This window comes from Shewanella sp. 5_MG-2023 (assembly GCF_030547465.1).
Taxonomy (GTDB): Bacteria; Pseudomonadota; Gammaproteobacteria; order Enterobacterales; family Shewanellaceae; genus Shewanella.
In genome coordinates this window covers 61,916-75,790 of record NZ_JAUORC010000012.1, presented here as the reverse complement: position 1 = coordinate 75,790, position 13,875 = coordinate 61,916, and the positions used below count along the sequence as shown (strand labels likewise).

Sequence of the window (13,875 nt, the reverse complement as noted above, 5' to 3'; positions counted from 1 at the left end):
TTTTTACTCCATTATAAATCTGAAGCGCGGATATAACGGTAGATTTCAGGCGTCTTTTCTGGCGCAGAATCTTCAATGTTAATCGCCTGCTGAACGGCAGCAGAGGCTTCTTCGAAAGCTGCTTCAGATTGAGCATGTACAATGGCGATAGGCTTATCAGCTGATATCTCATCACCTAATGCACATACTTCTGTTAATCCAACGCTATAATCTAATGCGTCGCCAGGCTTTCTGCGGCCACCACCTAAGGTCACTACCGCTAAACCTAACTCTCGGGTATCCATGCTATGAGCAAAACCCTGTTTGTTGGCATACACAGGACGAATAATTTTCGCCTGTGGCAAATATTTGTCATAAGACTCAACAAAATCTGCTGGCCCGCCAAGGCCTGATACCATACGGCCAAAAATTTCAGCCGCTTTACCATTATTTAAAACAGTATTTAATTTTGTACGTGCGTCAGCATCATTTTGCGCAATGCCGCCAAGTACGAGCATTTCAGCACATAGGCCCATAGTGACTTCGTAAAGACGTGGGTTACGGTAAGCGCCAGTTAAAAAGTTAATCGCTTCACGCACTTCAACCGCGTTACCGGCACATGATGCCAATACTTGGTTCATGTCAGTTAATAAAGCGGTAGTTTTAGTGCCAGCACCGTTTGCCACTGCTGTAATACTGCGAGCAAGTTCTTCAGAGGCTTCATAAGTAGGCATGAATGCGCCGCTACCGACTTTGACGTCCATTGCTAAAGCATCTAGCCCAGCTGCGAGCTTTTTAGAAAGAATTGAAGCAGTAATTAACGAGATAGACTCAACGGTTGCGGTATTATCACGGATTGAATAGAAACGCTTATCGGCAGGGACTAAATCACCGGTTTGGCCAATAATGGCAACGCCAGCTTCTTTAACTACTTTGCGAAACAACTCACTTGATGGCTCGGTTTGGTAACCAGGAATGGCATCAAATTTATCTAAGGTGCCGCCAGTATGACCAAGGCCGCGACCCGAAATCATCGGTACATAACCACCACATGCCGCCGCCATTGGGCCAAGCATCAGGCTAATGACATCACCAACACCGCCGGTGCTGTGCTTATCAATAATGGGGCCGTCAAGTGACAGTACATCCCAGTTTAATACAGTACCTGAGTCACGCATACCTGTGGTTAAGGCAATACGTTCATCCATGTTCATATCTTGAAAATAAACAGCCATACCAAAAGCGGCTATTTGGCCTTCTGAAACGGTATTTTGAGTAATGCCATCAACAAAAAATTGAATTTCAGCTGCGCTTAATGCATCACCATTACGTTTTTTACGAATAATTTCTTGAGCGAGAAACATGCTACTTCCTCCAGCAAGATGAATTTATTGAGCCATCTTGCTACAACAATAAGGCACCGAATGGGCTAAAATGATCCATTCGGTGCATGCTAAATCGTTATGTCAAAACCGTACAATACTAACTTTGATTAGTAACCTTGTGCACCAGCAGGCGCATCGGCTAACTCAAGAGTATGAAGTAAGCTAGTTAATAAGCTTGAAGCGCCGAATCTAAAGTGTGCCGGAGTAACCCAGTCAGCACCTAGAATGCGTTCAGCTAAACCTAAAAACTCGGCAGTTTTAGCCGCGTCACGTACACCACCGGCTGGTTTAAAACCAACATTGGTGTTCTTTTCGCTAATCACGGTTAACATGATTTCAGCCGCTTCAAGTGTGGCATTAACCGGTACTTTACCGGTTGATGTTTTGATAAAGTCAGCACCTGCATCAATTGAAAGCTCAGATGCTTTACGAATTAACGCTGCATCTTTTAACTCACCTGATTCGATAATCACTTTTAAGATAGCTTGATCGCCACAGGCTTCTTTACACGCTTTGACTAGCTCAAAACCTAAGCTTTCGTTGCCAGCCATTAATGAGCGGTATGGAAATACCACATCAACTTCGTCTGCGCCGTAAGCGACTGCGGCACGGGTTTCTAATACTGCGATAGCAATATCGTCATTACCGTGTGGGAAGTTAGTCACTGTGGCGATTTTGATGTCTTCACAATCAAGTTCGTTTAAGGTTTTACGAGCGATAGGGATAAAACGAGGGTAAATACAAATTGCAGCGGTATGTCCAGCAGCAGTATTCGCTTTATGACATAAATCAATGACCTTTTGGTCAGTATCATCATCATTTAATGTGGTTAAATCCATTAATGAAATGCCAAGTTGTGCTGCTTTTTTTAAATCACTCATGTGTGCTCTCCAAAACAAAAAATAAATTAATCTTGTTATGGCAATGCAATTAAGCTGGCATTAGGGTGTTGATGGAGCCGGGCCTTCGAGCATTGCCAGTAAATAAATTCATAAATTACTGAACTAAGTATTCAATCTGATAACGAGTACCACGACTTGAATCCTTGAAGACCGGAAGAGGTGAAACAAAGATTATTGTTTCATCCATTCCGCGAAAAATCCGTTTTAGCGCGCAAATCAATCCAAATTAATGACAAGCTAATATCACTTATTTGGACCTTAATATTTATCTAAATACACTTTAGCAAATTCTACGGTATATTTAAGTAAATACTAACATAAATTAATAAAAAAATAGAGCCACACAAGTGTGGCTCTATACTTTCAAGCAATCTTAGAACTTGTAAGTTGCTGTAAGGTAGTGAGCGAAACCAGTAGTTTCTAGACCTACGATACCAGCACCATCTTCAAGAAGGTATACATCTTTATATGCTTTTAGGCCGTAACCTAGAGCGTAGTTGTCTGAATGCCAATGTAAACCGAAGTATGCTGCGCCACCGTTGCTAGACATAGGTACGAACTCATTGCCGTAATCATCGTCTGCACCGAACTGGTAATCAACGTAACCTTGGAAAGATACGAAAGTACCGTTATCAAAGTTCATTACTGGCTTGAACCAGTTCATAGAGAATTGGTAACCATTCCAATCTTTACCATTCATGTCGTAGTGAGCGTATATGTTCATGCCAGTTTTACCTAACCATGGAACCATAACATCAGCACCTAAACCCCAGAAAGATGCATTCACGTCTTCTGCGATTGGTCCGCCACCCCAGTTAAATAAAGTAGAGAAGTAAACTTCTTGGATAGGACCAACTGAAAGGTCTAAACCAGTAATTGCATCAAGAGAAAAACGAGGTGCAAACTTCATGAACATACGGTTTTCACCGTAACCTTTATCACCAGAATCTTGAGTAAATAAGTTGAAAACATCAACGTAACCGTATAAATCAACAACACCAGCACGGCCGCCAAATTCCATTTCTAAGTAATCGTGACCACTTTCACCACCACTTGGTAATTCGTCAAAAGCATACATTGCGTTGAACTGCATCCAGCTGTAATCGCCAGAACGTAAATCGGTACGGTCAGCAGCCATTGCTGGTGCAGACATTGCAGCAACAGTTGTTGCAGCTAAAGCTAAAGTTTTAACGTTTTTCATTATCAACCCCATTGATATTTGTTTTTAACCACCTACATGGATGGCGTTTTTTATAAACGTTCGCATTGTACCTATTTCGGCCAAAAGCTCAATACAAAAAAGACAAAATACGAATACTTAATCCCAAAACGTGAACAGTGTCGCTACTTTTAACTAACAACCAATAATTAAATAATCTATAAAACTATTTATATGCCCAATATCATTATATAAAACCTTAGCAAGTAACATACCATAAACAGCTGTAGCAAAAGTTGATTAAGTAAAATTCACTGAGAATGCCTGTTTTTAAAGACAAAAAAAAGCCGTAGTTACTAAATGATAACGACCTTTTTATTGGTAATGTTTACATCATGGGAGTTATAACATCGCTAAAAATTGACCCGTAAATGTTGAACTTAAGAAGTTAACAAGCGAGCTTTCAATAACGGCACGTATATCAAACTTAGCAAGTTCATGGTGACCAGTAGGAACCATTGAACCAGCTAATCCAGCTAATCCAGCTAATCCAGCTAATCCAGCTAATCCAGCTATTAGCATAGCCATAGCCATAGCCATAGCGGATAAGTGAGCAGCGCCACATAATGCCAATGCAAGGATAACCACTATTTTTAGACACAAAAAAGGCCGCTATTAATAAATAATAACGGCCTTTTTATTAACTAGGTTTAAACCATAGCGAATATTAAATCGCTAAGAATAGACCCGCTAATGTTGCACTCATTAAGTTAGCTAGTGAACCAGCAATAACGGCACGGATACCAAGCTTAGCAAGGTCATGGCGACGACTAGGAGCCATTGAACCTAAACCACCTAATAGAATAGCAATAGACGATAAGTTAGCGAATCCACATAATGCGAATGAAATGATAGCTTTGGTTCTATCAGACATCATCATGCCAGTCTCAGCAACTACTTTGAAACCTTCTGCAGAAGCATCAAGTAAGTAAGGAGCAAAGTTTAGGTAAGCAACAAATTCGTTTACAACAATCTTTTGGCCGATGAATGAACCCGCTACAAGCGCTTCGTTCCAAGGTACACCGATTAAGAATGCTAATGGCATGAAAATGTAACCAAGAATAAGTTCTAAAGTAATACCTTCAAGACCAAACCAACCAGTTACACCACCGATGATACCGTTGACCATTGCAATTAAACCAACGAAGGCAATTAACATTGCACCCACGTTTAGTGCTAAATGCATACCAGATGAAGCACCGCCAGCAGCAGCGTCTAATACGTTAGCTGGTTTATCAGGATCTTCAGGAAGATCTGACATGTCATTTTTAGCTTCTTCAGTTTCAGGATGCATTAGTTTAGCCATCATCAAACCACCAGGAGCCGCCATGAATGATGCAGCAACTAAGTATTCAATTGGTACACCCATTTGCGCGTAACCGGCTAATACTGAACCCGCGATTGATGCTAAACCACCAACCATGATTGCGAATAATTCAGAGTTAGTCATAGTCGCAATAAATGGACGAACAACTAGTGGCGCTTCAGTTTGACCAACGAAAATATTCGCTGTCGCTGACATAGACTCAGTACGGCTAGTACCTAATGCTTTTTGCAAGCCACCACCGATGAGACGGATGATCCACTGCATAATGCCTAAGTAGTAAAGCACTGCGATTAATGAAGAGAAGAACACGATAACGGGTAAAACATTTACCGCGAAAATAAAGCCAACTTTGAATTGAGCTAAATCGCCAAATACGAAGTTAATGCCCGATTGTGCATAACTAATTACACTAGATACGGCATCTGACATACCTTGTAAGATATCTTTCCCCACTGGTACGTATAAAACGAAACCTGCAAAGAATGCTTGAATAGCTAAAGCACCACCAACAGTACGCACATTAATTGCTTTTCTGTTATTTGATAGTGCATAACCGATTGCTAGTATGGTAACCACACCTACTAGACTCATTAGTATATCCATTAATCACGACCCTTTTTTAATTTGTTAACGATATGTATAATTGTTGTTAACCCACCTATTTTCAGTTAGTGATTATAACTGACGAGCAGATGAAAATCGTGGATTAGTTCATAGTTTTAGAGTTTAATTTCAGGATCTTATCCCACAGCAACGCCCATCAACCACGGTGTTTAAAAAAAAAGAATTACAGCTCAAACAGTTGTCGAGCATTTAACCCCAACTGTTCCATAATTAAAACAGTGGTTTTTTTTTGTAATTTTGCTATCTGCTCAACAAAACTTATTATCTGAAGCGGAGTATTTCGTTTATCTGGTGAATTATAGGGCGCCATGCTGGGAGAGTCGGTTTCTATTAGGAAGTGTTTAATATCAACTTCTGTAACCGTTTTTTGTAACTTTTTGGCGCTAGGGTTCATGATTAACCCACCTATTCCCAGTTTATAGCCCAGTTCAATATAAGATTTTGCCAACTCTGGGGCGCCATAAAAGCCATGAATAACCCCACCTTTAGGGTTAGGGTATTTTTTCAACATGGCTAATAGCTGTGGATGAGCTTTTACGGCATGTAAAATCACCGGTAATTGCCAATCAATTGCTGATGCTAATTGAGCCTCGAGTAAATCCAACTGTGATTGAGACCAATGTCGAAGCTTATCTAAACCACATTCCCCCAGGGCAACAAACCTTGGATTAGGCCTATGTTTAGCGATGAGATTATTTAACGCCGCCACTGCTTGAGAAATGTCAGCAGGTACATACCAAGGGTGGATACCTAAGGCAAAATAGCAGTCAAACTCGCTGGTAACCTCTAGCTGTTTAGCCCAAGATGACTCACTCACCCCTGGAATAATGACGTTGTCGATCCCGTTTGCGCGCATCTTTGCAAACAAAGCAGCTCTATCGTGGTCAAAATCCACAAGATCAAGGTGGGCATGGGTATCTATCATCACTTTCCCTCAAACAAATAACTTTACTGCAAATCACAGCTAATGCAGCAAACCTGTTTAGCACTTTTTACGTTACTCATCTTGCCACTATAGAATAAAATTAGCCTCAAGCTTAAATCACAGCCAATAAAAAAGGCGGTTAGACCGCCTTTTAACATCAAACACCCCAGTGATTAGTTTTCGCGAGTTTTAGCGAACTCTACATCAGGGTAACGTTCCATGGATAAATTCAGATTTACCATAGTCGGTGCAATATAAGTTAGGTTATTACCACCATCTAAGGCTAAATTGCTGCTGCACTTACGACGGAACTCTTCGAGTTTACGCTCATCTTTACAGTAAACCCAGCGGGCGGTTGAAACACTAATGCCTTCATAAATCGCTTCGACGTTATATTCACTCTTAAGGCGTCCAACAACCACTTCAAACTGCAGTACGCCAACTGCGCCCACAATTAAGTCGTTGGTATCTAGCGGTCTAAAGACTTGAACAGCGCCTTCTTCGGCAAGCTGTACGAGACCTTTAAGCAATTGCTTTTGCTTTAACGGATCTTTTAAGCGAATACGGCGGAACATTTCAGGGGCAAAGTTAGGAATACCAGTAAACTTAACTTTTTCACCTTGGCTGAAAGTATCACCAATTTGAATGGTGCCATGGTTATGTAAACCGATAATATCACCTGGGTAGGCTTCTTCAACTTGCTCACGATCACCAGCAACGAAGGTTAACGCATCAGAAATACGCACATCTTTACCGACACGTACATGATGCATTTTCATGCCTTTCTCGTACTTACCAGACACAATACGCATAAATGCGACGCGGTCACGATGCTTAGGATCCATGTTCGCTTGGATTTTAAAGATAAAGCCAGAGAACTTTTCTTCTTCAGCATGAATATCACGTACTTCAGTGGCGCGAGGTTGAGGCTTAGGTGCCCACTCAGTTAAACCGTCAAGTATATGATCAACACCAAAGTTACCTAATGCGGTACCAAAATAGACAGGTGAAAGTTTACCGGCTAGAAACGCCTCTAAATCGAACTCATGTGATGCACCGATCACAAGTTCTAATTCTTCACGTAATAACTCAGCAAGTTCAGCACCAATTGCTACATCAAGTTCAGGATTATCAAGGCCTTTCACTGTACGCACTTCTTGAATTTTATGCCCTAAACCTGACTGGTATAAAATTGCTTCGTCGCGATGGATATGATAAACCCCTTTAAACGACTTACCACAGCCAATCGGCCAAGTGATTGGCGCACATGCGATTTTTAGCTCAGTTTCAACTTCGTCCATAACTTCCATAGGATCGCGAATATCACGGTCACATTTATTCATGAATGTCACGATTGGTGTGTCACGTAAACGGGTAACTTCCATTAGTTTACGGGTTCGGTCTTCGACACCTTTGGCCGCGTCGATCACCATAAGACATGAGTCAACAGCGGTTAAGGTACGGTAAGTATCTTCAGAGAAGTCTTCGTGACCTGGAGTATCAAGTAGGTTTACTAGGCAATCACTGTAAGGAAATTGCATTACCGAAGTAGTAATAGAAATACCACGGTCTTTTTCCATTTCCATCCAGTCAGATTTTGCATGCTGTTTAGAGCCACGACCTTTAACGGTACCTGCAGTTTGAATTGCTTGTCCGAATAAAAGTACTTTCTCAGTAATAGTGGTCTTACCGGCATCAGGATGCGAAATAATCGCGAAGGTACGACGTTTATCGACCTCTACTGTTTGAACTGACATGGTTTACTTGCCCTAGCATAATAAAAAGGCGCAAATTATAGCGTTTCCCATCTAGGTTGGCTAGGTAAACTCACTTAAACCCAAATGGTGATGGTTTAAAAAACTCAAAAACCCAAAAGGCTAATGCCGATGCATTAGCCTTTGTGCTGAGCTAACAATTATTATTAATTAGCGACTGTAGATTGTTCAAGTATTTGCAGCGCTTGGGCTAGCTCTATTCTGGCATAACGATGTTCAACAAAATCATAAATATTTGTTGCCAAGCTTAAGCGATAATAATCCGCTGCCAGTTGATAATCTTTTTGCTCCACCGCTTTTTTAGCTAGGTAGAAATAGGCTTCACACAGACGCTCAGCATACTCCTGAGGTTGAGTCAGGTTGACTTTAGCTGCATCAAAAACTTGCTCTTTAGTCAGCTTACCAAGGTAATAATCAATGATGACTGAAGACCACGCCTGATCGTTAAGCGATTGGCGGTTAGTTAATAGCTCGGCTTGCGCTGCTTGCTGATCTGTCGGCACTTGCACTAGGTATAACCACAAAGCACGATAACCATCAGCAGGTGCTTGGGCCAAAAATGTGCGCATATCTTCAGTGGCTAACTCATAGCGTTCACCGTAATACAAAGCAATACCACGGTTGAGATAAGCATAATCGTATTGGGGGGATAACTCTAAGACCCCATCAAAAGACTCATAAGCAGGTTCAAACTCGCCTTCTTGGGTGTAATAAATCCCTAAGAAATTATATGCATCAGCAAGATTAGGTTGTAATTTTATCGCTTGGTGAAAATCAATTTTAGCTAGTAGTCGTAGGCCAACACTATCGTAGATAACACCACGGTCATAATGAAAGCGTGCTCGTTGCTCAGTGGTTAATTCCATAGAGGCTAAAATGTCATTGAGCTTAGCTAAAGTGACTTCTAACTTGTAATCAGGCACTTTGGGAGAAACCATCACTTTGCCTGACGCTGCGCTATTATCATTGCCTGAAAGTGAAGCACAACCTGACAATAACATACTGGCACCGACACATAATGCTACCACAGTGGTCCGTAATTTATGTTCCATTTAAATACCTTATCAGGTTCTATAGTTAGTTTGCATCATATCAACCAATAGCGCCAAGGGCTACGCAGTTAAAGATAAATTTATCATTGGCTAAATTTTGCCAATAAAAAAGGAGAGCCTTAGCTCTCCTTTATCGATTAGATTAACTGAGTTAATCTAACAACTATTCTGCAGCAGGTTCTGCTTTAGTAACAGCTTCTTTGATAGAAAGTCTTACACGACCTTGACGGTCAACTTCCATCACTTTAACGTCAACTTCTTGGTTCATCTCAAGGTGGTCAGAAACGTTAGCAACACGCTCTTCACTGATTTGAGAAATATGAACTAAGCCATCTTTACCAGGTAAGATGTTAACGAATGCGCCAAAATCAACGATACGGATAACTTTACCTTTGTAGATACGGCCGACTTCAACTTCAGCAGTAATCTCTTCGATGCGACGGATAGCTTCTTTAGTTGCTTCACCATTTGAAGAAGCAATTTTAACAGTACCGTTGTCATCTAATTCAATTGTTGTACCGGTTTCTTCAGTAAGTGCACGAATAGTTGCACCACCTTTACCGATAACGTCACGAATTTTTTCAGGATTAATCTTGATAGTCGTAATACGTGGAGCGTGATCAGAGATATCTTCACGTGCGCCACCAATTGCTTGGTCCATCACGTTAAGAATATGAACACGAGCGCCGTATGCTTGTTGCAGAGCGATATCCATGATCTCTTGAGTGATACCTTCAATCTTGATATCCATCTGCAGAGCAGTAATACCATCACGGGTACCAGCTACTTTAAAGTCCATGTCACCTAAGTGATCTTCATCACCTAAAATGTCAGAAAGAACAACAAAGTCGTCGCCTTCTTTAACTAGACCCATTGCGATACCAGCAACTGAACTCTTGATTGGTACACCCGCATCCATTAATGCTAATGAAGTACCACAAACAGAAGCCATAGAGCTTGAGCCGTTTGATTCAGTAATTTCTGAAACAACGCGGATGCTGTATGGGAATTCTTCAGCTGAAGGCATAACGGCATTCATACCACGCCAAGCTAGCTTACCGTGACCGATTTCGCGACGCTTAGGTGAACCTACCATGCCAGTTTCACCAACTGAGTATGGAGGGAAGTTGTAATGAAGCATGAAGCGGTTAGTACGCTCGCCCATGATGCTATCAATTTTCTGTGCATCACGTTCTGTACCTAAAGTACAAGTAACTAACGCTTGAGTTTCACCACGAGTGAATAATGAGCTACCGTGAGTACGTGGAAGTACACCAGCAAGTACATTCAATGCGCGAATCATATCTGGTTCACGACCGTCGATACGTGGCTTGCCACTGATAATACGACCACGAACAATGTTCTTCTCTAAGCTACCAAGTAAGTTATCAACTTCACGTTGATCAACATCTGCGTTTTCAGCAACTAATGCCGCTTTTGCTGCTGCTTTAACAACACCAACTTGCGCATAACGATCTTGCTTAACTTCAATTTGGTAAGCTTCAGTCATGCCAACTTCAGCTAAATCTTTAATTTTAGCAACTAAGTCTTGATCTTGAACAGGAGCAGTCCAATCCCAAGTAGGCTTGCCCGCTTCAGCTTTAAACTCAGCAATCGCATCAACCACAACTTGTTGTTGATCGTGACCGTAAGTTACCGCGCCTAGCATGATTTCTTCAGCAAGTGACTTAGCTTCAGATTCAACCATCAATACAGCGCTTTTAGTACCTGCAACAACAAGATTTAAGTCGCTTTCAGCAACTTGATCTACTGATGGGTTAAGTAAGTATTCACCGTTGATATAACCAACACGTGCAGCACCTAATGGTCCATTGAATGGAATACCAGAAATAGCCAGCGCTGCTGAAGTACCAATCATAGCCACAATGTCTGGCTCAATTTGTTGGTCTACAGAAACAACAGTAATAATGACTTGGACTTCGTTTTTAAAACCGTTAGGAAATAAAGGACGAATTGGACGGTCGATTAAACGAGCAATAAGCGTTTCGTCTTCATTTGGACGACCTTCACGCTTAAAGAAACCACCAGGGATCTTACCAGCAGCGTAAGTCTTCTCTTGGTAGTTAACTGTTAGTGGGAAGAAATCACGGCTTAAATCCGCAACTTTTTTACCAACTACAGTAACAAGGACAGTTGTATCGCCCATGCTCGCTAGTACTGCAGCATCAGCTTGACGTGCAATAACACCTGTTTCTAAGGTGACAGTATGTTGACCATACTCAAAACTCTTTACAATTGGATTCACGTGACCCATTCCTTAATTATTGACCTTTAAATTACGCGCACAAGTATACTTCAATTTTTTATAATAGTTAAAGGTCATCGCCATATCAGTCTAAAAAATAATTTATATTTTGCCTTTTAAGGTCGATATGGTTATATGAATTCATATCTCATGGCAATATAAAATGATAATAACAATGCCCTGGCCGAAAAATAGGCTTTAATCCTTGGGCTAAACGCTATACTTAATGACTTTTTGAACAAATTTATCTACAGTGAAAGGTAGAAAATACCTAACAATAACAAGCAGGTTTTTTAGGTAATTTAAGATTTTGTTAGCCCGCCAACAAAAGTAAGCTCAACGTTATTGCAAATGGAAATAAAATAATGCCGCCACAGTTTAAGTCTTTGACATGGAAGCAAACAAATTTAGTGGTGTTCACAGCATTATTTTTTGCTATTGCTATTTTTATTGTCGAGCTTGCACTGGTTGTTATTACCACCAAACAGCAAATCCAGGCCTCCCAGCAAGAACTCGTCAATTCTGTTGAACAAACCATATCTAATGTGGTGTGGGCTTTAGATGACAAACAGACCCAGCAAAACTTAGAAGGTATTGTAAAAATTGATGATATTCGTTCTGCTATCATCACCTTAGATGACAATTCCTTGTATGTTGAAGCAAGTCATCAGGCCAAACGATATCCAACTTACTATGACAGTTTGAGTTACTTGCTCTTTGATGAGTTAAAGGAAATCTCACGACCTTTGTATCGACCGCACTATTTTGAGGGCGATAAAAAACAGCAACAAATTGGCACCTTATCTATCCATTACGATATTCAAGCAATGACCAATAATTTGTTTAACCGACTTCAGTTAAGTTTTATCGCCACCTTAGCCAGAGCCTTATTGCTCACTTTAGTGCTCACGATTGTGTTTCACCGATTCCTCACTCAGCCAATCGCGCAGATCAGCGAAGCCATTGATAACATTGATCCTGAATTACCGGATGAAAACCTCATTCCCATAACCTGTGCCCATAAAGATGACGAGCTTGGACTTGTCTCCACAAAATTAAATCAAATCTTATTGCAGTTCAGTCAGGCTCAAAACAAATTACGAAAAATGGCCACCCGAGATCCTCTCACTAATTTGCCCAATAGAACCCTACTACTTGAAACATTAAGTGTCACCATACAACGTGCGCGCGTTCACAAACGCCAATTCGCACTATTATTTATTGACCTCGATAGATTTAAAAATGTAAATGACTCTTTAGGGCATACTATCGGTGATCAATTCCTTGTAAGAATAGCCCGAATTTTAGAATCGGGCATCGCTGATAAAGGCAGCGTGGCCCGCCTAGGAGGTGATGAGTTTGTTATAGTTGCAGATGATATAAAAACCCCGCAACACGCCGCTGATTTCGTTGAACAGCTGTTAAAGCAACTCAATATGCCAATACAGCTGAATGAGCATACGATTCACCCTGCGGCCTCGATTGGTATTGCGATATACCCTGAAGATGGCCAAGGCGCTGAGGATCTTATCCGGCACGCCGATATTGCCATGTATAGCGCTAAAGCTGCGGGTTCAAACCAGTGGGCCTTTTTCAAGCAGCAAATGACCGAACATGCCGCACTTAGATTAAAAACCGAGGCCTCTTTACACAATGCGCTTAAGCGAAATGAATTTAGGCTTTATTTTCAGCCCAAATTAGATCTTAAAACTAATGAAATTGTCGGCTGTGAAGCCTTAATCCGCTGGCAAAAAGACGGCAAACTTGTGCCACCCATGGCGTTTATTCCTATCGCTGAAGAAACTGGCATTATCATTCCCATCGGCAGATGGGTTATTGAGCAAAGTTGTAAGCTGCTCCGTGAGTGGGAGAAAAAATACAACCGCGTCATTCCCATTGCGGTAAATGTCGCTTCACAGCAGTTTGCTGATGCAAGCTTGGTATCCGATATCAAACAATTGGCGCTACGTTATCAAATTCGCCCCGAGTTATTGGAAATCGAAATAACCGAAACATCACTGATGAATGATATCACTCAAGCCATCGCTAAACTCGAACAACTTAAAAGTGCCGGTTTTGGTATTGCCGTGGATGATTTTGGTACCGGCTATTCATCTTTGTCTTATTTACGCCGTTTGCCTATTACCACAATGAAAATCGACCGCTGCTTTGTCTCTGACTTACCCCATGATGGCGCCATCGCCTCCACTATTCTAATGCTAGGGCAACAGCTAAATCTGGATATTGTTGCAGAAGGGATTGAAAACCAAGCGCAGCTGGCATGGCTACAACAACATCATTGCCAAGTTGGTCAGGGGTTTCTATTTAGTAAACCTTTACCACAAGACGAGTTTGAAGCGCGCTATTTTGGTGAGCAGCAGGTAAAGGTAGAGCAGGCGTAAACAAGAATGCTAGTTAAAC

10 protein-coding genes are annotated in these 13,875 nt (G+C 41.3%); 1 reads left to right on the top strand and 9 read right to left on the bottom strand.

Annotated features, from left to right (window positions below):
- Positions 1–11: 11 nt before the first annotated feature.
- From deoA to pnp, 9 genes are all read right to left on the bottom strand, one after another.
- The gene (deoA, locus tag Q4557_RS08870; RefSeq protein ID WP_303412162.1) at positions 12–1,343 is read right to left on the bottom strand and encodes a thymidine phosphorylase; all 1,332 of its coding nucleotides are present in this window, start codon (positions 1,341–1,343) and stop codon (positions 12–14) included.
- A 128-nt stretch (positions 1,344–1,471) separates the two neighbouring features.
- Entirely contained in the window at positions 1,472–2,245 is a 774-nt protein-coding gene (gene deoC, locus Q4557_RS08865; protein ID WP_076543290.1) for a deoxyribose-phosphate aldolase, read from the bottom strand.
- Positions 2,246–2,639: 394 nt separating this feature from the next.
- Entirely contained in the window at positions 2,640–3,467 is an 828-nt protein-coding gene (locus Q4557_RS08860; RefSeq protein ID WP_303412160.1) for an outer membrane protein OmpK, read from the bottom strand.
- Positions 3,468–3,827: 360 nt separating this feature from the next.
- Positions 3,828–4,088: a hypothetical protein gene (locus Q4557_RS08855; protein ID WP_303412158.1), complete on the bottom strand. Its 261-nt coding sequence runs from the start codon at positions 4,086–4,088 to the stop codon at positions 3,828–3,830.
- A 64-nt stretch (positions 4,089–4,152) separates the two neighbouring features.
- Positions 4,153–5,415 carry a NupC/NupG family nucleoside CNT transporter gene (locus Q4557_RS08850; protein ID WP_102439553.1) on the bottom strand — a complete coding sequence of 421 codons (1,263 nt, stop codon included), beginning with the start codon at positions 5,413–5,415 and terminating at the stop codon, positions 4,153–4,155.
- Between the two features lie 184 nt (positions 5,416–5,599).
- The gene (locus tag Q4557_RS08845; protein WP_102439554.1) at positions 5,600–6,361 is read right to left on the bottom strand and encodes a TatD family hydrolase; all 762 of its coding nucleotides are present in this window, start codon (positions 6,359–6,361) and stop codon (positions 5,600–5,602) included.
- A 173-nt stretch (positions 6,362–6,534) separates the two neighbouring features.
- On the bottom strand, positions 6,535–8,118 hold the full coding sequence (prfC, locus tag Q4557_RS08840) for a peptide chain release factor 3 (RefSeq protein ID WP_076542871.1): 1,584 nt from the start codon (positions 8,116–8,118) through the stop codon (positions 6,535–6,537).
- 164 nt (positions 8,119–8,282) lie between these two features.
- Complete coding sequence (nlpI, locus tag Q4557_RS08835) at positions 8,283–9,188, bottom strand: lipoprotein NlpI (protein ID WP_102439555.1); 906 nt, start codon at positions 9,186–9,188, stop codon at positions 8,283–8,285.
- A 163-nt stretch (positions 9,189–9,351) separates the two neighbouring features.
- A complete protein-coding gene (gene pnp / locus Q4557_RS08830; RefSeq protein WP_102439556.1) occupies positions 9,352–11,454 on the bottom strand; it encodes a polyribonucleotide nucleotidyltransferase in 2,103 nt (700 codons plus the stop codon).
- 365 nt (positions 11,455–11,819) lie between these two features.
- Between pnp and Q4557_RS08825 the strand changes: the two genes are divergently transcribed.
- Positions 11,820–13,856: a bifunctional diguanylate cyclase/phosphodiesterase gene (locus Q4557_RS08825; protein ID WP_303412152.1), complete on the top strand. Its 2,037-nt coding sequence runs from the start codon at positions 11,820–11,822 to the stop codon at positions 13,854–13,856.
- Positions 13,857–13,875: the final 19 nt, after the last annotated feature.